General features: G+C 47.0%; 24 protein-coding genes. 6 read left to right on the top strand and 18 right to left on the bottom strand.

Annotated features, from left to right (window positions below; translation table 11 throughout):
• Positions 1-83: 83 nt before the first annotated feature.
• Genes FO446_RS13690 through FO446_RS13680 form a run of 3 tightly spaced genes read left to right on the top strand, consistent with a single transcriptional unit; the run spans position 84 to position 4,688 of the window.
• A complete protein-coding gene (locus FO446_RS13690; protein WP_237900877.1) occupies positions 84-1,688 on the top strand; it encodes an SWIM zinc finger family protein in 1,605 nt (534 codons plus the stop codon).
• Positions 1,685-4,543, top strand: coding sequence for a DEAD/DEAH box helicase (locus FO446_RS13685; RefSeq protein ID WP_237900875.1), 2,859 nt, complete (start codon positions 1,685-1,687; stop codon positions 4,541-4,543). The genes FO446_RS13690 and FO446_RS13685 overlap by 4 nt, the downstream gene beginning before the upstream one ends.
• 7 nt (positions 4,544-4,550) lie before the next feature.
• Complete coding sequence (locus FO446_RS13680) at positions 4,551-4,688, top strand: hypothetical protein (protein WP_173609375.1); 138 nt, start codon at positions 4,551-4,553, stop codon at positions 4,686-4,688.
• 27 nt (positions 4,689-4,715) lie between these two features.
• Here FO446_RS13680 and FO446_RS13675 read toward each other — a convergent pair whose 3' ends face one another.
• From FO446_RS13675 to FO446_RS13655, 6 genes are all read right to left on the bottom strand, one after another.
• Positions 4,716-6,674 carry an EAL domain-containing protein gene (locus FO446_RS13675; RefSeq protein WP_237900873.1) on the bottom strand — a complete coding sequence of 653 codons (1,959 nt, stop codon included), beginning with the start codon at positions 6,672-6,674 and terminating at the stop codon, positions 4,716-4,718.
• Between the two features lie 123 nt (positions 6,675-6,797).
• Positions 6,798-7,580 carry a Fe-S oxidoreductase gene (locus FO446_RS13670; protein WP_237900871.1) on the bottom strand — a complete coding sequence of 261 codons (783 nt, stop codon included), beginning with the start codon at positions 7,578-7,580 and terminating at the stop codon, positions 6,798-6,800.
• Positions 7,581-7,604: 24 nt separating this feature from the next.
• Positions 7,605-9,350, bottom strand: coding sequence for an ABC transporter ATP-binding protein (locus FO446_RS13665; protein WP_232773219.1), 1,746 nt, complete (start codon positions 9,348-9,350; stop codon positions 7,605-7,607).
• 471 nt (positions 9,351-9,821) lie between these two features.
• On the bottom strand, positions 9,822-10,388 hold the full coding sequence (locus FO446_RS13660) for a DUF3221 domain-containing protein (RefSeq protein WP_237900869.1): 567 nt from the start codon (positions 10,386-10,388) through the stop codon (positions 9,822-9,824).
• A 54-nt stretch (positions 10,389-10,442) separates the two neighbouring features.
• Positions 10,443-10,670: a trypsin-like serine protease gene (locus FO446_RS29090; RefSeq protein ID WP_370646651.1), complete on the bottom strand. Its 228-nt coding sequence runs from the start codon at positions 10,668-10,670 to the stop codon at positions 10,443-10,445.
• Complete coding sequence (locus FO446_RS13655) at positions 10,667-11,068, bottom strand: chymotrypsin family serine protease (protein WP_173609380.1); 402 nt, start codon at positions 11,066-11,068, stop codon at positions 10,667-10,669. The genes FO446_RS29090 and FO446_RS13655 overlap by 4 nt, the downstream gene beginning before the upstream one ends.
• Between FO446_RS13655 and FO446_RS13650 the strand changes: the two genes are divergently transcribed.
• The 3 genes from FO446_RS13650 to FO446_RS13640 all read left to right on the top strand — a co-directional run bounded on the left by FO446_RS13650 (position 11,067) and on the right by FO446_RS13640 (position 13,110).
• Complete coding sequence (locus tag FO446_RS13650; protein ID WP_229088048.1) at positions 11,067-11,267, top strand: STAS domain-containing protein; 201 nt, start codon at positions 11,067-11,069, stop codon at positions 11,265-11,267. The two genes, FO446_RS13655 and FO446_RS13650, sit on opposite strands and share 2 nt — an antisense overlap.
• 249 nt (positions 11,268-11,516) lie before the next feature.
• Positions 11,517-12,746, top strand: coding sequence for an MFS transporter (locus FO446_RS13645; RefSeq protein WP_237900867.1), 1,230 nt, complete (start codon positions 11,517-11,519; stop codon positions 12,744-12,746).
• 208 nt (positions 12,747-12,954) lie between these two features.
• On the top strand, positions 12,955-13,110 hold the full coding sequence (locus FO446_RS13640) for a hypothetical protein (protein ID WP_173609382.1): 156 nt from the start codon (positions 12,955-12,957) through the stop codon (positions 13,108-13,110).
• Positions 13,111-13,253: 143 nt separating this feature from the next.
• On the opposite strand, the gene FO446_RS13635 is transcribed toward FO446_RS13640, so the two are convergent.
• From FO446_RS13635 to eutC, 12 genes are all read right to left on the bottom strand, one after another.
• A complete protein-coding gene (locus FO446_RS13635) occupies positions 13,254-14,207 on the bottom strand; it encodes an NADP-dependent oxidoreductase (protein WP_237900865.1) in 954 nt (317 codons plus the stop codon).
• Between the two features lie 14 nt (positions 14,208-14,221).
• Positions 14,222-14,551 (bottom strand): winged helix-turn-helix transcriptional regulator, encoded by a 330-nt coding sequence (locus FO446_RS13630; protein WP_173609384.1) that lies wholly within the window; start codon positions 14,549-14,551, stop codon positions 14,222-14,224.
• 27 nt (positions 14,552-14,578) lie between these two features.
• Positions 14,579-15,553 (bottom strand): LLM class oxidoreductase, encoded by a 975-nt coding sequence (locus tag FO446_RS13625; protein WP_173609385.1) that lies wholly within the window; start codon positions 15,551-15,553, stop codon positions 14,579-14,581.
• A gap of 79 nt (positions 15,554-15,632) precedes the next feature.
• Complete coding sequence (locus FO446_RS13620; protein ID WP_237900863.1) at positions 15,633-16,844, bottom strand: MFS transporter; 1,212 nt, start codon at positions 16,842-16,844, stop codon at positions 15,633-15,635.
• A 215-nt stretch (positions 16,845-17,059) separates the two neighbouring features.
• On the bottom strand, positions 17,060-17,686 hold the full coding sequence (locus FO446_RS13615; RefSeq protein ID WP_173609387.1) for a LysE family translocator: 627 nt from the start codon (positions 17,684-17,686) through the stop codon (positions 17,060-17,062).
• An 80-nt stretch (positions 17,687-17,766) separates the two neighbouring features.
• Positions 17,767-19,113, bottom strand: coding sequence for a sensor histidine kinase (locus FO446_RS13610; RefSeq protein WP_237900861.1), 1,347 nt, complete (start codon positions 19,111-19,113; stop codon positions 17,767-17,769).
• 7 nt (positions 19,114-19,120) lie between these two features.
• A complete protein-coding gene (locus tag FO446_RS13605; protein WP_221867056.1) occupies positions 19,121-19,810 on the bottom strand; it encodes a response regulator transcription factor in 690 nt (229 codons plus the stop codon).
• Between the two features lie 11 nt (positions 19,811-19,821).
• Positions 19,822-20,406: a TVP38/TMEM64 family protein gene (locus tag FO446_RS13600; protein WP_221867057.1), complete on the bottom strand. Its 585-nt coding sequence runs from the start codon at positions 20,404-20,406 to the stop codon at positions 19,822-19,824.
• Positions 20,407-20,532: 126 nt separating this feature from the next.
• A complete protein-coding gene (locus FO446_RS13595; RefSeq protein WP_173609391.1) occupies positions 20,533-21,027 on the bottom strand; it encodes a GyrI-like domain-containing protein in 495 nt (164 codons plus the stop codon).
• 82 nt (positions 21,028-21,109) lie between these two features.
• Positions 21,110-22,039 carry a helix-turn-helix transcriptional regulator gene (locus FO446_RS13590; RefSeq protein WP_237900859.1) on the bottom strand — a complete coding sequence of 310 codons (930 nt, stop codon included), beginning with the start codon at positions 22,037-22,039 and terminating at the stop codon, positions 21,110-21,112.
• 374 nt (positions 22,040-22,413) lie between these two features.
• The gene (locus tag FO446_RS13585; protein WP_047069123.1) at positions 22,414-22,623 is read right to left on the bottom strand and encodes a hypothetical protein; all 210 of its coding nucleotides are present in this window, start codon (positions 22,621-22,623) and stop codon (positions 22,414-22,416) included.
• A 76-nt stretch (positions 22,624-22,699) separates the two neighbouring features.
• On the bottom strand, positions 22,700-23,533 hold the full coding sequence (gene eutC / locus FO446_RS13580) for an ethanolamine ammonia-lyase subunit EutC (protein WP_237900857.1): 834 nt from the start codon (positions 23,531-23,533) through the stop codon (positions 22,700-22,702).
• Positions 23,534-23,552: the final 19 nt, after the last annotated feature.

Raw genomic sequence — 23,552 nt, 5'->3', positions numbered from 1 at the left:
TCTCAAACACACGCATCTTTTTCCATTCTCCGCATTTTGGGTTATAATGGAGGGATGACACTTCGTTCGGAGGATCTTACTACATGTTGCAAAGAGAGTTGACTCGGGAACAAGCGATACAGCTAGGCGAGCAAATCCTAATTGCCGTCGAAGGACACATCATTGAACGGGGCTATACGTACTTTTCAGATGGCGTCGTCTTCAATACACGCGTAGAACAAGGCCAATATTTGACGAGTGATGTTCAAGGCTCCGAGGTGTATCATGTTCGCCTCGATATGGAAACGGTTCAAAACAGTACTTGCACCTGCCCTTATTCGCGCATTTGCAAGCATATTGCTGCTACATTTTTTCAGATGTACAGTGTGTTCGAGAATCCTCGTACATTTTTGACCCGCTCCCAACAACCAAGACGAGCTACTTTTTCTCCTCATCTGCTGATTCCTACTTATAAATACAGCCATACCGCTCCTGCTCAACAGGATACAGCGTCTGTTTCCTCTCCGCTAAACGCGAACAGCTCCGTCAAAGAATGGTGGGCATTTTTTGAGAGCTGGACACGCAACTTGTTTGCGGCAATGGAATCGTATCGGGCTTCCTCTGAGTTATTATCGAGCTATCAAAATGTGCTGAGTGTTGCTGCCTCATGGCCGAAGGATCGGGCGCAACTCTTTGTCATTCATGCCGATCTGTTTCATCTCATGAAGCTTACACAATACGTCAAAACGTACCGCCAATCATACTGGTTTCTCGATTTGGTTCAGACCGCCGAGCGGTTATTGGATCAATTAGAAGGGACATTGTACTTTGCAGACATCCCTGCTCTTTTGGTTGACCACCAGGATGCCATCGAAGATACTCTTCAACTGACAAAGGAATTGAAAGAAAACGAAGCTACTTCCCTCTACTGGGTATTCGCCTATCAAATGTTATGGTGGATGCTATTGAAAAAGCCAGAGTGGATGCAAGAAGAGATCCATGTATTGGATCAGCTGATCAACGATGAAAACAGTTCTGCCGCCGAAAAGGAAAAAGGGCTGCTGCTCCGTGCCCACTTTCATGTGATGGAAAAGGAGGACGAAGCTGCTCTACAAATCTGGAAAAGAATGAGCCGCTTGAACCTCTCCTTCTACTTGTCCTATATGAAATCATTCGCTCGCAATGGAGAATGGCAGCGATTTCTCGATTGGACTGCCTCGTTGACGACCTTAATCGGTCAAGCCGAGACACAACAATATCGACTCGTTATCGCCATTTGGCAGGAAGCAATGGACCAAGTGGGCCGATCAGCCGAGTGTGGCGCCAAGCTGAAGCAGTTCTTGCCGAGCAGTTATCACGAATATGCCGCTTATTTATATGAAGAACGACAGTTTCAGCAATGGATTGATTTGCAAATGTCGTTTCAAGTCCCCATGGCAGATATCTCGATCATGCAGGTAAAAGAAATCGAGGAAGCCGAGCCGACACTGCTCTTCCCTTTTTATTTGCGTGAGGTGAACAGACTGATTGCGGAACGGAACCGAACGGCCTACAAAGAAGCCATCAAGCTCATGAAAAGGGTAAGGACGATTTACAACAGAGCAAACCAAGATGCGCGCTGGGAACGATACGTGGAACAATTATCTGCCAAACATAATCGGTTACGTGCTTTTCAAGAAGAGCTAAGGAGAGGAAATTTCAACTTATGAAGACCGTCACTACATTGGTTCTAGACGGAGAGCTTTTGGCAGACGGACAATTCTTGATTACTGGCAAAGACACGCAAGGAACAGTGGTCGATCCAGAAGAATTGGCAGGAACACTTTTTGCGTGGGATGAGGCATCCTATTACGGAACCTTCCTGGATAAAAACGAGCATGGCGTATTGCTCAGCCCTGCCAAGGCCCTCTCCTTTTTTGTCTCCCCTCAGTGGCTTTTGCATCGGACCTATTCAGTCAGCACGCCATTTGAACAATTTACGCATGTTGCGGGAATGATCCGCGATACACTCGCACAAGGCTCCATTGCCCCTGATTTTTCTTCTTGGAAAAAAGGGCAAATCGGCTGGAGAGCCCTGCACACTCCCGTCGATTTGCCAGAGTACGGACACAGGTGGCTTTCGTTCATCGTGGAGGAATCCTTGCAAGGTACTGGCGAAATTGGACGAATGTGGGAGCAGCTATTGACGCAATATCCGGCTCTTTACGTCATGGGCGCCGAGCTTTCTCCACACCTGCAGGAACAGGAATGGTTGCAATCGATAGGTTGGCTGCCAGATACGACACCGTTTCGCACATGCTTGCAAATCGTTGAGGCCGAGGAGCACCCCAATGACTGGCAACTCCAAGTGTATTTGCAAAATCGTGAAGAGCCCGATCAGTTATTCCTCATTGAGCCACACCAGTTGACGGCTGAGGGAGTAGCCACCGCTCGCATCCCTGCTGACTGGCGTGAGCACTGGAATCGTTTTCTCACGGACCTAGCCAAATGCAAAGAGATTCTTCCTTGGCAAAAAGACACCCAGAAAAATCAAAGCCGTTTTCTCACCCGACTGACGAACGAGCAAGCATGGATCTTTTTGACATCGAGCAGTTTGCAGTTGGTGCAAGCTGGTATTCACGTCTTTTTGCCAGCATGGTGGGAACAAGTGCGTCGGGTAAAACCGAAGCTAAAAGCCAAGATTACAACCTCTGTCGGGGCTAGCAGACAGTCGTTCCTAGGTGTCTCCCAGCTCATGGATTTTGAATGGAAGCTCGCCTTGGGACCTGTAGAGCTCAGCGAAGAGGAATTTGAGGAACTCATTAAACAAAAGCAGCGCCTGTTGAAAATTCGCGGGCATTGGGTGCAATTGACTCCCGATCTATTCTTGCAGCTGCAGGAAGCCCTCAAGAAAAACCAAGCGAAAAACGGCATGTCCCTTCGCGATGTCATGAGAATGCACCTCGCCCCCACTGTAGAGGTTGAGGAGCTACCCGAGGATGAGTACGATTTCGATACTTCCCTAACGGTTGAAGTTCAGCTAAACCAGCATTTGCGAGAGCTGTTGAATCAATTGCAAGAAACGAAGCGCATCCCGATTATGGAGCAGCCATCTACTTTTCACGGGACGTTGCGCAATTATCAGCTAGAGGGCAGTTCGTGGCTGTTCTTTTTACGCCGCTTTGGGTTGGGAGCTTGTCTGGCCGATGACATGGGATTGGGGAAAACGGTTCAATTTATTACGTATTTGCTTCATGTCAAACAACATGGCCCAGCCAGTACTCCTTCTCTCTTAATTTGCCCGACCTCCGTCATAGGAAACTGGCAAAAAGAGCTGAAGCGTTTCGCCCCTTCTCTTCACGTAATGATTCACTATGGCAATGATCGTCAAAAGAAGGAGGCGTTTTTGCCAGCGATCAAGGGAGCGGATCTGGTCATTACCTCCTACGCTCTGTCCCATTTGGATGAGCAGGAGCTAGGAATGGTTACATGGGATACGATATGTCTCGACGAGGCGCAAAATATTAAAAACGCCTATACAAAGCAAGCATCCGCTGTGCGCGATTTGAAAGCATGGCACCGGATCGCTCTCACAGGCACTCCGATCGAAAATCGCCTGAGTGAGCTCTGGTCCATTTTCGACTTCTTGAATCCTGGCTATCTGGGAAGTCTTGGGGAATTTACGCAGCGTTTTGTCCATCCCATCGAACGAGACCAAGACCAGCAGCTCATCAATCAAGTGCAACGACTCATTCAGCCTTTCCTGCTCCGTCGGGTGAAAACCGATCCGAACATTCAGCTCGACTTGCCAGACAAGAATGAGAGCAAGGAATATGTACCGCTGACTACCGAGCAAGGCGCACTTTATGAGACCGCGATTCAAGATATGTTTGATCGTATGGAAAAAGCTTCACCTATGGAACGGCGCGGTCTGATTCTGACGACACTGACACGTCTCAAACAATTGTGTGACCATCCTGCCCTCATTTTGAATGAAATCGCAACAACAGATGAAGCCAGTCGCTCGCACAAATTGGAAAGGCTGTTGGAATTGGTAGAGGATATTCGCCAAAAGAAAGAGCGTTGTCTGATTTTTACCCAATACATCGAAATGGGCAATTTGCTTCAACGAGTGCTGACGCGAGAAGGCTATGGACCTGTCTACTTCCTAAATGGAGCCACAAAGAAAGAAAAACGCGATGAGATGATCGCTCGTTTTCAAGACTCGACACTTCCGGACGAGGAACGCGGGGCCATCTTCATTCTTTCCTTGCGTGCGGGTGGAACTGGCTTGAACTTGACGGAAGCCAACCACGTCATTCACGTAGATCGCTGGTGGAATCCTGCGGTAGAAAATCAGGCTACTGACCGTGCTCATCGCATAGGACAACAGCGCAATGTTCACGTCTACAAATTCATCTCGCTCGGGACAATTGAGGAACGTATTGATGAGATGATGGAGAGAAAGCTATCGTTGAGCCAGCAAATTGTCGGGACGGGCGAAAGCTGGATCACGGAGCTATCCACGGAAGAACTGCGAGACTTGTTCACCCTGCGGCATGATTGGCTAGACACGAAAGGATAGATGGAGAATGGAGCGAGCGAATCAAAACGATAGCAATTCCACTATGCGCCGCCCTACAGAAGAGCCTAAGCTGCCCGAGGCATGGCTGCGTTTTTTGGAAGCCGTTCAACAACAATTTTCCGATAACCAAACAAAGAAAGACTAAGTGAGAAAAACCCAAGGCCTGATCACGTTATGGATCGAGCCTTGGGTTTGATTTTCCAAGTGGAAAGGAAATCTCCACTGTCGTTCCTTTATTCGGGGTACTTGAAAAATGGATGTACCCGTCGTGTGCTTGCATGATTTTATAACAAATCATAAGTCCTAGCCCGGTCCCCTTTTCTTTTGTGCTATAAAAAGGCTCCCCTAATCGTTTCAACCGTTCTTCCGCCATACCGCAGCCTTGATCAATAATTTTAATCATCACTTGCTCACTTTTTTTATGCCTTGCCACGATGCGAATCGTCCCACCATCCTGCATCGACTCAACGGAGTTCGACAGAAGGTTCATGAAAAGCTGTTGAATTTGATTCTGATCGCACCAAATCCTAGTCCCTTCCACTTCCTTGACATCCAGCATCAAATGATGACGCTCTAGCTTTGCTTGCATGAATCGTGTAACTTGCCGCAGCAAATCCGTTAGATTTTGTGATTCGTACGGTTCTGTGCACTCTCTTGATAAAAAGACGTATTCTCGCAGGACACTCTCTAATTGGTGAAATTCAGCCTGCATAATATCAAAGTATTCCCGCTTCCATTGGTCTCGACGAAGCAATTGGACGAAGCCTTTGATGGAAGTTACCGGGTTTCGTATTTCGTGCGCAACCCCGGCAGCCATTTGCCCAATGACGGATAGCTTGTCTATCTTTTGTAAAAACTCTTCTGTTTGCACGTGCTTCGTGTGATTTCGAATAATAAAGATGACTTGGTTCGTCTCATGACCTTCACGAATAACCGGGGTGCCTTTTGCCTCCAGCGTGATCTTTTTGCCATTCCGGTCCGGGCAACTAAATGTAATGAGACGAGGCTGCTTCTCCATCGTGATCTGACGAATCGTTTGCATAACAAGCCTGCCCGTTTCCAGCGGTAGTACAGCTAGCAGGTGTCGATTCACGACTTCATCAGGAGCAATTGCCATGACAGATTGAACGGCTGGCGAAATATACGTGATCATCCCCTGACTGTTGATGATCACGATAATATCCGACAAGTTTTCTGCGATCAATCGATAGGGTGATTCGGTCACAGGTTGTTGCTTGCGAAGAACGTCTCCTCGCTCACTATGGTCCACTTCGTATGGATCAAGAGCTCGGTGCTGTCCACCATTGAGTAATAGAAAAGCACTGTTCCTAAACCTTTCCTCACGCTTCAACACACGAGCCAGATCTTCGGCAGGCATGGGCTCACTAAACCAAAATCCTTGAGCAGAATCACAACCAAGCTGCCAAAGAAAATCCAGTTGCTCTTGCGTCTCTACACCTTCTGCCGTTACTTGCACGCCTAGACTTCGTGCCATCGCCATGACAGTTTTAATAACGGTCGCCTGTGTGACATCGCTCATACATTCCCTCACACAGGATTGATCGATTTTTAGTTTGTTCATGGCAAAGCGGGATAGATGTTGAATGCTGCTATAGCCCTTCCCAAAATCATCCAGGCTAATTTTTACACCGATTCTTTTTAGTTCTGCTAAAATCTCGATGGTACGCTCCCCATCTCTGGTCGAATCCTCGGTAAATTCCAGCTCCAAATAGTGAGGCTGCAGGTTTGTTTCATCTAAGATCGCTTGAATCCTGCTACCCACCTGGTCCGATTCCAAGGTAGAGGATGATAGATTCACACATGTCACAAGCGGTGGTAGTCCAGCGTCCTGCCAAGCTTTGTTCTGCTGGCAAGCCGTTCTGATTACCCATTCCTCTACCAATAGAATCAACCCGCTCTTTTCTGCTAACAACAATATCCATTCCGGGGGCAGCAGCCCTTTTTGATGATGGTTCCATCTTACCAGAGCTTCTGCTCCGATTATTTTGCCTGTTCTCAGGTCGTAAAGTGGTTGATAATACAAGCTCAGTTGCTGATCGACAACCGCTTGCTGAAAATCACGAACGTAGCGATCCAGTTCCTTTTGGTTCATTTTCTGTATACGAACCACGCCTTCCTGGAAATCATTCTGATTTTTCTAACTTTATCCCTGACTCTACTTTATAGGAAGAGGCTAGCCCATGTCCATACGTCGACGATGTATAGAAAAAACCCTCCGCAAAGGGAGGGGCCGCTACGTATGAATTCTCATCAGAGCGCGCTCTTCTTCTTTTATCCGCGGACAGGTATAGCAATACTTTTGCTCCCCCGTCTTATAGTACAAACAGCATTGGTTCTTGATCCGCACTTTCGCTTTGGGGTCACGCATATCCTCGATCCAGCGCACTTTCACGCGAAACGGATTTTTTGGCAATCCAAAGCTCTCGCCTTTCAGCTGATTACAGAGAACATCGTAATCAGCCTTCACTTGTTGCTTGACGCTATCCTGTTCTACCAACGCCACAAAAACATCTGTATAGTAATTGAACTTGGTTGGGAACTGTCCCCAAAGCATCGCTTCGGGGTTTCCTGTTACCTTTGCAAGAGTCGTGAGCAACGGATGCAGGAAGTCTCGGAAATACGCACGATAGCATTCCTCGAGCCAGATTGCGCGTTCTGCTTCGCTGGTAGGCGCTTCTACGATCTCATATGCCGGGATCACAAAGACGAATTGCGGATAGTCATCCTCGTAAAACAATTCAATCGTCATATTATCCAGCGTCATCGTAAGTGCACGGTTCCAGACAGAGATCATGTACAAAAGACCGAGTGAAGGGCTCGTGAGCCAACTGCTGATGTAAGTACCAGCAGCAGTCAGCTCATGTGCCTTGATTAGCGGAGCATAGATTTGTACAACCTCATTCATATGTTTCAGGTTTACCAAATCTCTCGCCTTCATCGAAAATAAGGCATTGGGTCTCGGTTTTGAAGAAATATCAAACCGTTGTGTAATAAAATCGTCATCCCATTCTAGCATCACGATCTCCCTCTCTATTCCTTATCAAGAAAAAACGCTGTTTGACTGATCAAGGTATGTGCCGAACTGCGCCTTATACAGTCTGCTATAGATGCCTTCACGAGCCAAGAGCTGATCATGACTTCCTTGCTCCGTAATGCCTTGTTCCGTTACAACGATAATGCGATCTGCATTTTTAATGGTAGCCAATCTGTGCGCGATCACCAATGTCGTACGTCCTTTGGACAGTTCCTGCAAGGACTGCTGGATCGCCGCCTCCGTTTCGGTATCGAGTGCAGAGGTAGCTTCATCCAAAATCAGGATCGGCGGGTTTTTCAAGAACATGCGCGCAATCGCCAGTCTTTGTTTTTGACCACCGGACAATTTGACTCCGCGTTCACCAATGATCGTCTCCAGACCAGCGGGCTGAGAACGGATAAACTCTTCTAGTTTAGCCAGACGCGCTGCCTCCCAGATCTCCTCCTCTGAAGCATTTAGTTTTCCGTACACGATATTTTCGCGAATCGTCCCTGAAAAGAGGAACACATCTTGCTGAACGATCCCGATTTGGCTGCGCAATGACGCTAACGTGATTTCGCGAATGTCCATTCCATCGATGGTGATGCTGCCTCCGTCGATCTCATAAAATCTCGGCAAGAGGCTGCACAGCGTGGTTTTTCCTGCTCCAGAAGGGCCTACAAATGCAATGGTCTCGCCCGCCCGGATGTTCAAATCAATGTTTTGCAAAACAGAAGACTCTTGGTCGTAGCTAAACGAAACATTCTTGTACGAGATATCGCCCTTCAACGACTCTACCTGGATAGCATCCGGAGCATCCGCAATATCCGGTGCTGTGTCCATGATTTCGATGTAGCGCTTAAAACCGGCAATCCCTTTTGGATAGCTCTCGATAATCGCATTAATTTTCTCCAACGGACGGAAAAATACATTCGTTAACAGCAAGAAAGCGACAAATTCACCGTAGGTCAGTTCACCTTGAATAACAAACCAGCTGCCGCAAATCAAGACGAACAAATTGACTAAGCGCATCAGCACGTAACTGACGGAAATATTTTGGGCCATGATTTTGTAGGACAACAGCTTGGTGATACGGAAACGCTGGTTGTTCTCTGCAAATCTTTTGTTTTCAAATTTCTCATTGGCAAAAGCCTGTACCACACGCATTCCGCCTACGTTATCCTCAACACGTGCGTTGAAATCCGCCATGTCGCCGTACAGACGATGGAACGCACCCGTCATCTTGCGGTTGAAGTGAACTACGAAGAATATCAAGAGCGGAATCACCAAAAACGTAAGCAGCGCCATTTCTTCATTAATATTGAACATCAAAAGAAAAGCACCAATCAGCGTCATCACGGCGATAAACAAATCTTCCGGACCGTGGTGAGCGACCTCCCCGATCTCCATCAAGTCATTCGTTAGGCGAGATAGCAGATGCCCCGTCTTGGTATTATCGAAAAAGCGGAAAGAGAGCTTTTGAATATGGTCGTACAGCTTCTTACGCATATCCGTCTCGATGTTAATTCCAAGCATATGTCCCCAGTACGTGACGACATAGTTCATCCCGGCGTTGAGACCATACAAAGCCAAAAGGCCAATGCACGCCCATACGATCATGTTCCAATCCTTGCTTGGAAGTAATTGATCGACAACCATGTTCACTGCAAGCGGAAATCCCAACTCCAACAAAGCAACAAAAACTGCACACGTGAAGTCGAGGATGAATAATCCACGATAAGGCCGATAGTAAGAAAAAAATCTGCGAAGCATTGAAGCAGCACTCCTCTCTCAAGAACAACATCAATCAAGTGTTTGATTTTGAAAATCATTTTCATTATATATGGATTTGACTTTTATATCGATGTTTTATTGGAATTTTTTTCTTCGCGGAGCACATTGGCAAAAAAAAACGGTTCGAATCTCCTTATCCATCAAGGAATCAGAGGCTCGAACCTGAATATTACTCAGCGTAAATCTTGATAAGCGGGCACCCCACCCGCCCCTTTGGGAGACGGCGCGAAGCTGTTCCAAGCCCTCCTACTTTGATGCTAAGATTGGGTGCTTTAATAGATCAACATCTTTTATACAATTCATGATGTTTTGAACCCTTTCTTTACAGCTGCTTATACTAGGTACATTTGGTGTGCTTATTAAAGTATGTACAGCTTGGTTGTTTGTATTGAAAAAGTGCATCGTGCATGCTTATTTAACCTCTACACTTTTATGAGAAACTTATCAATTTTAAAGCTCTTTTACTTCTCCTGTTTGAGCATTGATTTGTAGAATAGTATCTGTTTTATGATCATAGTCGGTTGCCTTTATCAGCCAATGATCTTTCTGTCCACTTGCACTTTTCATAATGATTCCATCATTATGTGTGCTCTTTAAGTAATTGATTGCGTGCTGAATCGCACTTTTTTCATCCATCTGATTAATAGGATTTTTGCTTTCTTCATTAATTACAAGTTTACTGAGTTCTGCGCCACTGGGATAAGACTGTGCTGATGGTGTCGTTGACCATGTAGAAACTGTGTGACCAACTTCGATTTCATCAAACGAGATACTATTCCCCTTGCTATCGAGGAATACGGCTTCTTCTTTTGGGAAATACCACTCTGCTGCATAGAAATTCTCATCGCTCGTCTTGGTTTCATCATTTTCTATAACTAAGAGACCTTTTTTTTCAAAATCTTTTTCAGTTACGTATCCTGTTAATGCTTGCTTTTCAACATTCTTGTGATTAGTTGCACATCCAGTTATAAGTAATGCTGCAATGATTACTATCAAAGCCTTTTTCAATGTGCTCATTTCCTTTCTTATTCCCCATGAGAAACCCTTCCCTCATGGGGAACTTTATTTCAACTAGTTACCAGTAAAAATTGAATCAATGTTAAAATAATCCTCTATTTCGCTAATATGTGTGTAAACTCCAGTATCTGCGCTATGAACTCCTATTGCTGTTCCACCGTAAAATATAGGCCCTCCGCTATCCCCTGGTACTTCTGAATAACTAACTTGTCTCATATTAGTAAAGTATTGCTTGTCTCCATTTGGGCTTTCTATACTCCCCCTCCAATTAGTTGATTTCAACGTTCCACACTGCAAACTGTATCTCCAATGGTTTCATCCCTTGTTCTTTGAACCTCTGTAATAGTATTGTATTCTGATTTATAATTTCCAAAAACATAGTAAGTAGCATCGTCAGATCCGTTTGTTAGTTCAATGAGTGCTGCATCTACACTCCCACCGAAATTAAAATCTGCGGTTTTACCAAACCTTTCTCCTCCTTGCTGAAACCTATCCCCAACATTTTCTGTGCAGTGTCCAGCAGTTAAAACATAAAAATCGTTATCCTTTTGCACTGAAAACGCAGAAGTGCAATTTCGGTCTTCTGTAGTATTTTTTATTCTTAAACCAGCTTGAATTGGTCTAAATTTGTCGCTTGGTTGAGCCTGAGCTTTGCGAGCTTCTTCGTTCTTTGGTACCATGACACACTTCGTCGACCAATTTTCCTTTCAGGATGATCCCCAGCAGATTATTATTGACTTTTCTCGTTCCCATGTCTGGGATTTGTCAGCTGTCACGGCTATCTCGAAAGTCGTAGAGAAATACAGACAGTTGGACAAATTCGTCTTTATCACCGGACTTAATGATGAAAGCAAGCGGTTAAAGCAAGCGGTTGATTGATCGTGTGGGTATTCGTACTCCTGCCGGACATTAACCTGCCGTTTTAAATGGAAATCCCCTAACGGATACAAGAGCTTTATCTCTTGTCGTTAGGGGATTTTCTTTTGTCCGAATGAAGTCAAGTTTTCCTCTTATTTCATTTTTGCAATAGTCCGATCATATTTCCGAATTGGTCAGCATCATTTTGCAGTGCTAGAATGATCAATAACAATATTCCTGCTTTTTAACTGCAAAGGTTGTGACAGAAAGATGGAATTTTCTTGGAAACGTAATTTGATTGTGTTATGGATTGGGGTATTTTTCTGTAGCACCGCCTACTCCATCTCGATCCCTTTCCTGCCCATCTTCCTCCATACTTCACTGGGGGTCAATGAGCATCTGGAAGCCTGGTCCGGTATTTCGTTTGGCATCACATTTTTGGCAAGTGCACTTATTTCGCCATTTTGGGGCTCGCTTGCGGACAAATATGGACGAAAGCCAATGTTGATTCGGTCTGGATTTAGCCTCGCTTTGCTGTATTTTTTGACGTATTTGATTACGGACCCTTATTTGTTTCTTGTGTTACGGATCTTCCAGGGTTTGCTTGCCGGCTACGTACCTGCCGCCATTGCGCTGGTAGCGACGAATACACCAGAAAAAAACGTCGGGTACGCACTGGGGATTATGGCGACTTCGGGAGCAACAGGAGGAATCATCGGTCCGTTGGTTGGCGGTGTCGTCAGTCACGTATGGGGAAACGCAGAAGCTTTTATTTTTTCAGGATTTGTCGTCCTCGTAGCAGCGCTGATCGCTACTTTCTTCGTGAAGGAAACGAACTTCAACCGCTCCGGCAGTCGATCTAGTGTACGAGAAGATTTGCGGGCTGCAATGGCAAACCGGTCTTTGATGTCCATATTAGGTATGAGCCTGATGGTCACTATTTCCGTTATGCTTCTTGAGCCTTTGTTAACCGTGTATGTTATGCAATTGGGCGCATCGCAACAAGACGCATCCCTCAGCTCCGGCATCATTTTTGCGGCGGTGGGCATCGCAACCGTCATTGCAGCTCCACAATGGGGAAAGCTCGGGTCAAAGGTTGGCTATTCCAAAATCTTGTTCATCGGCTTAATGGGTGGAGCGATCGGAAATTTACTGCAATTTTTCTTCACCAATCTGTATGGATTTGGCATTTTGCGCTTCGCGTACGGACTGTTTTTTGCCGCTGTTTATCCGTCGATCAATGCCATGATTGTAAAAGTCACAGAACCAGAATTTCGCGGCAGAGCGTTTAGCCTGAACCAATCCTCGACGCAGCTCGCAACAATGATGGGACCGATCATTGGCGGCGTTCTCGGAGGACTCATCCCGATTCGCTTTGTTTTTATCATCAATGGTATCGCGCTATTGATTACTGCCATCATGATTCGATCCAAACGATCACAATTGGCCGGACAGCCGTTGAAGCAGCAGACAACGGAGCGCCAGCTAGCAACGAAGTAACGTGTGTAGCATATTCACAAGCGTAAACTCCCTCTCATGCGTACAGGTGAACACCTTGCGTTGACAGAAGGGAGTTTTTTCACGTGATCCCGCCTTTCCTTCCACGATTGTATTCGCTACAATAGTAATTACATACGCCATGGAACGACCCGCATATTCCGATTTGACGAAACCACTCATTTTGTCTGAGGAAAGGGGTAACACGTACATGTCGGGGAAAACGGTGATTTTGCTTGTTCTGATCATTATTGGGCTAATCTGTATCAATCTGTTTGTGTCCAACGGTTTCATTCGACTGCTTGCCATCGCAGGAATTTTAGGGATTACCTTTGTCCTGCAGGGGGCCGTGATTCGAAGGAGATGAAGCTGACGATTACCAGCGAAGGCGATTTAGACTAGACCGTCACGCTGGCTTTATCATGAAAACAACAGCGGGCTCGGTTGAAAACGATACTCCTAGCCCGCCGCTGTTCCATTCGCGCAACCTACTCGTGCTCTTTCTCCCTTTCATGATCGGACGAGCACAATCTTCCCACGCACTCTACCCGTTTGACTAAAGAGATGCGCATCGCGAACCCCCTCAATCGTCATTGGATATATCTTCGTCAAAAACGGCTTTACATGTTTGGCTTCCACTAGCTCACGAATACGATTCATGTTTGTCCCATCTGGACGCGTAAACACAAAAGTAACATCCAGCTCTCGTTCTTTCTCAAACGCATCCGCGAACGAAGGTTTCTTGGCATCGCGCTCGCTGATAATGGTGGCCACTCTTCCTTGCTGCTTCATCAATCTTATAGCTTCTCCGTACGCTTCTCCACCCAACGTGTCCAGCATGAATGTAAATTGCGCAGAGGTATGAAGTGCTCCCTGGTCATACACGATGACTTCATCTGCTCCCAGCTCACGGACATAATCGCTGTTTTTGGAGCTCGTTGTTGTTGCCACATAGGCACCTAGCGCTTTTGCTAGCTGGATCGCCATGGAACCGATCCCGCCGCTCCCCCCCAACACAAGGACTTTTTCTCCCGCTTGTACCTTCCCTACCTCCACCAATGCCTGCCAAACCGTTAGTCCAACCAGCGGAAGTGAAGCCGCTTCTGCATACGACAAACCACGTGGCATCGGGGCTACGATATTCGCCGGAACGACCATTTCATCTGCGTATGTCCCTTCCCTTTCCAGCTCCGGACGAAAGAAGACATCATCCCCGATATGAAAATCCTGCACATTCGTACCAACAGCCTTTACCGTGCCCGCCGCATCCCACCCTAAAATAAGTGGCAGTTCAAAAGGAAAATCTGCTTGCAGCAGACCTTCCCTCACCTTCCAATCGACAGGATTTACCCCGCTCGCTTTTATTGAAATGAGCATATCGTCCGGTCCGATCGGCTTTGTTGGCAGTTCAATTTCTGTTAGCTGTTGGATGTCGCCGTATTGCTTGATGCCAATTCCTCTCATCGAACTTCCCCTTTTCATTCGGCTATTTTTTGCAATTGGTTTTCGATGTGACTCTCTCCCCATTCACACATGACATCTAAGACCTTCGAAAGTGTCTTGCCGTACTCGGTCAATTCATATTCGACGCGTGGGGGAACCTGCTGATACACATTGCGGGTAATGATGTTGTCCGCTTCCAATTCTCGCAGTTGCTGCGTTAACATTTTTTGCGTGATGGCAGGCATTGCGCGTTTCAATTCGCTTGTCCGCTTTGTCCCTTTTGCCAACAAGCAGAGGATTACTACTTTCCATTTCCCTCCAATGACTTCCAATGTTGCCTCTACAGGGATATTGTATTTTTGCATGTCCTCCCCTCCTCATAAAAGATGTTGTCAAACCTGCTCCGGTGTATCGATATGGGCCGGGAAATATGGAAGTACTTCTTGTCCAAGCTCATCGATGACCTCGTCAATAGGACGCTGGCTAGGGAACAAGGCGAAGAACAAATGATTGACGCCGACCTCTTGATACATGGCCAACAGTTCTATAAGCATCTTTCTTCCGACCCGGTACCCTAATCGAATCGGCGTGACCGACTCATCCGGGTTTTCTGCAAGATCCAGATGAAGAGGCTGAATAAACGGCTTGAATACACCTGGATGATATTTCTGGACAAGCTCTCTCCATTCCTGGATGGCATGTGCTTGGTTGTATGGGTCACGCGGATAATAAATCCACCCATCTCCGTTTTGCGCGAACCAGTCCATCGTTTGTTGACTGTACCCCGTGATAAAAGTAGGAATGGGCGCAGTCGATTTAGGCACCAGATTCGCTCCATTAATCATACCGTATGGAGAGTTGATTTTTGGGAAATCCTCTGCCATGACCTTCTGCAAGTAGTCGTAGCCATCACGAAACAGCTCTGCACGCTGTTCATGCGGCACATTCAATCCATGAAAATCTGCCCGTCTGTCTCCTGAAGAAATCCCCATCATCAAACGTTGGGGAAACAAATTTTCGATGGTCGCTGTCTCTTTTGCCACTCGCAACGGATGACGCAGTGGAAGCACGATACTCGAGGTACCGAAAGCGATTTTTTTGGTTTGCGCAGCCAAATAGGTTAAATAAATCATCATGTCATAAATTTGCCCGGTTGCGGGGTCACCAAAAGCGGGGTCCTGCAAAATCACATCGCGCAGCCAGATTCCGGTAAAGCCGTAGTCTTCTGCCGCTTGAACGAGTTCAACCTGTCGCTCCATTGTCGGTGCTTCCCATTCGTATGCCTCCAGCGGAATGTGAAATCCCAAGGTCATCTTCCCTTCTTGGAACATTCGCTGAAAACCATAGTGACCGTCGAATTTGCTCATCGATGCTCTCTCCTCACGTGATGTTTTTGGAAACCAACGGCGGACACAGTGCTTTCATCCATCCGCCGTCTTTGTACAATTAGCGACGAGCTTTTTCCAGCTTGCTGCTGATCACCGTCAGTAATGCTGCACCTAACACCATCACTCCGCCGACCCATGGTGTATGAATCAGTCCAATGGTATCGACGATGATTCCTCCCACGAACGCTCCTATCGCAATGCCGAGATTGAATGCCGCAATGTTAATGGCAGAAGCTACATCAACAGCACTTGGCACGTATTTTTCAGCCAACTGCACGACATATACTTGCAAGCCTGGTACGTTCATAAAGGCCAAGAGGCCCATCAACATAATCGTGAGGGTTCCCCCCCATTTGAAAGGCGCAGTAAACGTGAGAATGACCAAAATGATCGCCTGAATGATAAACATCCAACGCAGCGCTTTTATCGGATTCTTGTCGGCCGCCTTTCCTCCAACCGTATTTCCAATCGCTACCGCAATCCCATAGACGAGCAGAATCAGACTGACGGCACTCGCCTGATAACCTGTGATTTCTTCCAGAATCGGACCTAAGAATGTAAAGGTTACGAAGGTACCGCCGTAGCCAAGAGCCGTAATCGCAAAGACAAGTAACAATGGCAAGTTTGTGATTATTTTCACTTGGTCTTTAATGGAAGCCGGCTTAGCTTTTTTCAAATTGCTTGGTACCAGAATCGCTGTCGAGATAAGTGCAATTACGCCAAGAATGGCCACTCCCCAAAAAGTCGCTCTCCATCCAAACATTTGTCCAATAAACGTTCCCAAAGGTACGCCTGTAACAGTTGCGACAGTCAGACCCGTAAACATGGTAGCAATCGCACTGGCGCGCTTGTTTTCTGGAACCAGATCGGCTGCAATCGTCGAACCGATGGAGAAAAATACCCCATGAGAAAACGCGGTAAAGAAACGGGCAATGATTAAAAGTGTAAAACTACTCGACAAGGCTGCCGCGCTGTTTCCGACAACAAAGACAATCATCAAAAGCATGAGTAGCGCTTTGCGTGGAATTCGACTTGTGAGTGCTGTAATAATCGGAGCTCCAACAGCTACCCCTAATGCATATCCAGAAATAAGAAGTCCTGCTAAGGTAATGGTTACTTTCAAATCCTGTGCGACTGTAGACAACAAACCGACGATAACAAATTCAGTAGTCCCGATACCGAATGCGCTGATTGCGAGAGCAAGTAAAGCAAGAGTGGAGTTTTTGGCACCAGTTGCTTGCTGCTTCACATTGGATGTAATTGTGCTCATCTGAGTTGTATCCTCCCTTAATTTTTCTTGCCGTTCACAAAGCAGGGCCCTTACTTATCATGATTGGCGAATATGTTGGTTCTGAATGCTATTATGTCTCATGCCTCACTTGGTAGGAAGTACGTACTTTCAAGTATCATAGGCACTAAAAAGTACCTAATAGCCGTAAACATATAATAAAAAAGCCGGGAAGACTGTCTTCCCGACTCATTTCTTTATCTTTCTTGCAGTGCTACTTTTAAGCCCAATAAGATGTAAACAGAACCTACGATCTTGCCACTCCAGCGACCCAGCCAGGAAATTCGCTTCACCATATGCCCAAGTGGTCTGATGCTGATTGCAATCAATGCGGTGTAAAAGAACCCCAAGATAGCGAATATCAGTCCCAGGACAAGGAATTGGTAAATGGCTCCCCCACGCTCCGGATGTACGAATTGTGGCAGAAACGCCAGAAAGAACAATGCCGTCTTCGGATTCAAAACTTCTGCGAGGATAGCTTGCCCATACGATTGCAGCGGAGGCAACGGTGTTACTTTTGGCAGCTCTGGGTCAGATGGTTTTTCAAGCATGGCCCGAACACCTAAATAGACCAAATAAGCCGCTCCCGCAAATTTTACGAGATTGAATGCCCATGCAGATGTCATCAATATCGCGGACAAACCGACTGCAGCAAAAATCGTATGAATGAAATCGCCTGTAGCAATGCCCAGCCCAGCCATTATCCCCGCTTTACGGCCTCCCTGGACGGTACGCGTCGCAGTTAACAGAACAGCGGGACCCGGAATTAAAAAGAGGCCGATCACAACAGCCAAAAATGCTCCCATGGTAGTCCAATCAAACATGTGCTCTCCCTCTTTGTATCGAATATTCAAATTCTCTTCCTATGATAAACGATGTGCTGCGAGAACGATACGGGTTAGGCTTACTTTTCGCCTTCATAAGCTTGTGACGGAAACAAAATCGTGATGGTCGTTCCCTCACCCACTCTACTATCCAACGAGATGATTCCCTTGTGCGCCTCCACAATCCCTTTCACAATCGTCAACCCCAATCCTGCTCCACCGCGTTCCCTTGCTCGTGAGCGATCTCCCCGATAAAAACGCTCAAATACGTACGGGAGATCCTTTTGGTCGATACCCGTGCCGTTGTCCTTTACTTGCAACCGGACCATCGTACTCGGTTTGTCCACTGTAACTACGACTTCTCCACCCGCTGGAGTATACTTGCAGGCATTCGTCAACAAATTGGCCACGATTTGCGCCAGTCGCTGCCTGTCCCCTTTGATCCAGGCAACGTGATCTCCTTTGAAGTGAAAATTCACTTGGGCACGGGCAAACGTCGCACTCATCGACTCGGTGACTTCTTTGACAACCTCACGCAGTTCCACCTCTTCACTGCGCATTTGCAAGGAGCCTGACTCCACTTGGATCACCTGATCTAAATCACGGACGAGACGGCTCAACCGCAGTACCTCAGACCTCGTGCTTTCGAGATTTTTGGGAGTCGCTTCCCATATGCCATCGATCATCCCCTCTACTTGCGCCAACAAGGTGTTCAACGGAGTTCGCAATTCATGGGCAATATCGGAGGTCAGTCGCTTGCGCAGCTCCTCCTGATGCTCAAGACTTTGGACCAGGTTGTTAAAGGCAGCGACCAATGACGTAACTTCATCCTTGCCACGAGGTTCCGGTACACGTATCGACAGATTGCCTCGCGCGACTCGTTGTGCTGCGGTACTCACTTGTACGACAGGACGCACCATAGTCCGGGCGAGTGGTATGCTGATGATAATGACCAGGATAAGCAGCACAGCCATTGTCCACAATGTTGTGTTTTTATGCGCCCATTGAAAATGACTTTCCAATGTCATATACGCACTGCGATCATCATGGCTAATCACCAGTTGCCCGATCATGACTCCCTTACTGACAAGGGGAATCTTGTCTACACTGTAATTGCTCGTATGGACTGGCCGCTTGCCCCATTCGTTTTGTACTTGTTGCTGTTGATCGAGGAGTGTGATATGCAATCCCAAGACCTCAGAAACCGCTTCAAGCTTATGATAGGCTTCCGCTCCCCAGCCTTGATTGTCCTGATACGCCTGGAGTGCGACACGCGATATTTCCTGGTTATGCTGATTCCTCACTTCATTGGCATACATGGAAAAATGAACATCCATTTCCTTTACGGACAACAACGAGGAAAAAAGAACAGCGCAAGCACCGACTGTCATGATCACAAAGGCGAGCTTTACCCAAATATGCTTCATTGTGGCCTCACTTCTTCATGGGATCGTCAAAGCGATAGCCCAATCCATACACCGTCTTGATATACTCCGGTTGCTTCGGGTCTGCCTCTATCTTTTGGCGAAGATTTTTGATATGCGTATCAATGGTTCGATCGTATCCATCGAAATCAAAGCCCATGACCTCACGCACGAGTTCCTCCCTGCCCCACGTCCTCCCCGGATAACGGACAAGCGTTGTGAGCAAGCGGTATTCATTTGGCGTAACCTCCAAAGCGACTCCCTTTCTCGTGACTCTCTTCTCATTCATTGATATGGTCAAGTCGCCCACTTCAACGAAATCGGAGAGTGTTGAATAATCGCCCGCACGACGCATAACGGCTCGAACACGGGCTACAAGTTCTCTCGGGCTAAAAGGCTTGATTAAATAGTCATCAGCGCCAATCGTAAGCCCGCGAATCCGATCCGCCTCTCCACTTTTCGCTGTTAGCATCAAAATCGGGACACGCGACTCTTTGCGAATTTGGACGCAGACTTCTTCCCCACTCAAATCAGGAAGCATCAGATCCAAAATGATACAGGTCAATGAAATCGTCGTGGCCATTTCGACTGCTTCCTTGCCTGTTTGGGCGGTCAGGACATGATATCCTTCCTTTTGCAAATAGGAGGACAATATTTCTAAGATTTGCGGCTCATCATCGACTAGCAAAATGGTAGACATGTAAATCCTCCCTACTCCTCTTGTGTTTGATCCTTTCCTTTTTTCCAGAAAAGTAAAAAGACGAGAGCGCCTGCCAGCAAGGAAAAGAGCAAGCGAAACTTGTTTTCACCAAAAGTAATCAGATCATGACCGACGAATGTTTCAAAAACCATCGACGGCACTTTTCCTAGCAAGGTCGCCACCAAAAATTGCACGAAGGTGATATTCGTCATAGCCGCGCCTAAATTGATTACACCTGAAGGCATCAGCGGATTTATCCTGAGCAAAACGATGGCAAGGCACTTGCGAAAACTCGTCGTTCCATTGATGGTATGTACCCATTTGAATGATTTTAGCTTTTCGTTTCGATCTGCTTTTTTGATCGTGTAGCGGTAAAGAAAGAAGGCTATGCAAGCCCCAACCACCTCTCCCGTTAAGGAAATCAAGAACCCTCCGTACAAGCCGAACACGACTGCGTTCGCACCCGATAAAAAAATGGACGGCAATACACCCGCCACACTGATCACGATGTTCAATAAAATACTACCGACAATCCCCAGCATCCCCAAAGAGCGAATCCACTCTGCCAGGGCTTCTATATTGGTTATCCAATCCATTCGTCTGTATGACTCCCCTCTGCCACTCTTCCTCTAGAGTAAACGAAACTTGTGAAGAAATCATGGAAAAAAGCAAAACAGTCGTAGCCTGATCGACTACGACTGCATGGATGAGATGCTGTACTATTATTCTTCTGCGATCGCGATGTACAAATCCACTTGTGCGTTGTTGGCATCAGCGCAGCGCACTCCGTCATATCGTTCGAAATCTCCGGTAAATGTTCGCTTGTTCCCCGGTTGATGGGACCACTCCCACACCTTCGCCCAGGCCTCCATCACAACCTCTACCATCGGTCCTACGCGAGTCGTAAATACAGCGTAAGTAGAAGCCGGCAGGGTCTTGACTGTAAGCTCAGCAGGAAGCTCACCGTTTGTTTCTACAACGGTTCCTACTAACAAGGAGTACTCACCGGTCTCGTCACTGTCGTAATCGGAGTACACCCCCAGAACAACACCCGGCTCTTTTTGATGGGGAGTTTTGAAGGGATGCTCTTCTTGATAATAGCGCTGCCATAGTCCCCCAATTTTCGCATTCGGTCCGCACTCCGCCTCATTGGTTGTCCGAATTTGCAAGCCTGCTACACGCATTTCATCCAGTTTGACAATCGTTGGGTTCATCATTATCCACGCTCCTGTATGAGTTTGTTTACATGACTCAGTATAACGACCATACCCTGACAACTATCTGTCAACGTTCCAACGTTTATTCATAAAGTTTCGTCATTCTTTTTACCGTGTCCCCAATTCTCTGTCTAACATACGCAGGTTCATGTACACACAAGGCATCGCCAAAGCTAAGCAGCATACCATTTAACCATTCATCGTCTGTCATCATCGTCCGTACGAGCAAGGAGCCATCCTGCATGGTCTCTATCGTTTCTGGCCCAAACATATCTCGTACCCTTACATGCACACGCGGAGCAAATTCAAGGACAAGAGAAATACGCTCTGCCGTATCCCATGATTCGAGCCATTCCAGTTTGTCTATTTGATACGGGCGCGGGGAAAACTCCTCTGTCAGCACGGACATGTCTGCAATCCGTGACAAGCGAAACAGACGATCCTCCTGCCGCTGTAAACAATAGCCATACACATACCACACATAGCCTTTGATAATCAGTGTGACAGGCTCAATGATGCGCTCTGTCGCATCGCCTTGCATTTTCGTATAAGTGATTCGCACACGATGTCTCTTCTCGATGGCTTCCCGCAGCTTGTTTACTTTTTCGGCAATCGCAGGTGTACTACCCCATGGATTAAAGTCATAAACAACGGGATGTGCACTTCCTTGCAGTGAGGATGGTGCAGTGGTGAGCAATGCTTTTATTTTTTCCAGAAGCTGTCCAATTTGCTTGTCGTCTGTAGAGGAATGAACCCCTTTTAGCGCAGCAATAACCGCGACTAGCTCGTCCAAGGATAAGTATTGTCGATCAATTGTAAAATTCTCCATGATCTCGTATCCGCCGCTTGCCCCAGGGTACGCGACGATCGGAATGCCGGCTGCATTAATGGTTTCCAAATCCCGATAGACTGTACGCAAGGATACTTCAAAGTGGTCGGATAGTTCACGAGCGCTCACACGACGCTTATTCAACAGCATGATGACAATAGCGAGTAGCCGTTCTACCTTCATGAACGCCTCCATTTTTTTGAGTCAACATAGTGGAGGAGAAGAAAAAGCACAGTTCTCTTCGACTCTGACACGCCAGCATGGGGGATTGACTGGACGTCTCCACTTCAAAAAGGGGACCATCGAGCCAAAGCCACCCTACGGGCGGAAGTTTCTCAGAGGAGAAGTGTTCGACAAGCGGGTCCCCTTCTTGAAGTTCCGACTGGGTAGGCGTTGTCAAGGTCTACGAGCCCTGTGCTTTTTCTTCTCGCCAGCTTAGTTGGTTCATCGATACCTTTTAAAAATTTGAAGATCACTCCCGTATGAATGATCATACAAAAAAGGAATCTGCAGCCTAAAGTTGCTGCACATTCCTTTTTGCCTTGCTTCATTCGAAACTATACGCCCATACGTCTGCGTTGATTGTTTGGTTTTTTGGTGAGCTGGCTTTTCATCGTTTGATTTTTCGCCTTTTGATTCAATGGGTTATTGGCCTGTGCTTGCGCTTGTTTCTTCTCTGCCAGTTTGCGCTTCATCGCCTCTTGCAGGCTGATCTTCCCAGGCTTTTGCTCTGTGGTTTCTTTTTCGTTTTGGTTTGGCTCCGTCATGCGTAGCAACTCCTCATAGAAATTGGTTATCTTCTATGTATTCTAGTGCAAGACAGGAGGAAGCGCCAGTGGGAATCTACCCGTTAATCGCCCGAAGCTGTGATAATTTTACTCCACTCGCCTGGTACTTCAAAATTTCCTCCAAAAGCTCTGCAAGGTAAGCACCTGCCTCAATCGGAAGCGTGCCACCCTTATGAATATTAGAAATAACCGTACGATCCGATTCTACCGTATTGGCATCCGGTTTGTAAATCATGTAAGCACTGAGACTTTCTGCCGTCGCAAGCCCCGGTCGCTCCCCGATCAAGGAAATGACGACCTTGCAATTGACGATGGACGCGACCTGGTCCTGAATCCAAACGCGACCCTTGTGAATAAACACTGGTTTCCCAACGCTGATGTTTCGCATGGACAGCCCCTGCATCAATGCAGGCAAGAGATCTGGAATGGTCGCCTCACATGCAGACGTGCTCAGTCCGTCCGAAATGACGATTTGCACATCTTTATTTTTATCCCCATTCTGCTCCAGCCAGCGAGCGGACTCATCCGATAGCATCCGTCCGGAGTCGAGGTTCATTAAATACTCTTCCATGCTCGTCGCTCTTGAATGGAGGACAGGTAGCTGCAGACTCTTGATCAGCTCTGGACTGATCGTTTTCATGACCGCATCGCGTGCTGCGGCTTGATCAATCCGAAATTGGAGGTAGCTTCCCGTCTTCATTCGGGTACCCGCACGCCCGATTCCGATGCGAGCCGGCGTTCGTTTCATCGCTAGCTCCAATGCTTCTGGATTGTTTGGGTTCTTGACTCCGCATTGCTTTTGCTCTGGAAAATGAATAACTCCTTGGCCTTTTTTGGACAGCTCATCGATTACGCGCTGGACCAAGTCTTCCATATTGATCTGTTTCATCTTGCTTCCCTCCCCGCTC

This window comes from Brevibacillus brevis (assembly GCF_022026395.1).
GTDB lineage: Bacteria > Bacillota > Bacilli > Brevibacillales > Brevibacillaceae > Brevibacillus.
The sequence above is the reverse complement of the archived record's forward strand: the minus strand, read 5'-3'. Positions and strand labels throughout refer to the sequence as shown.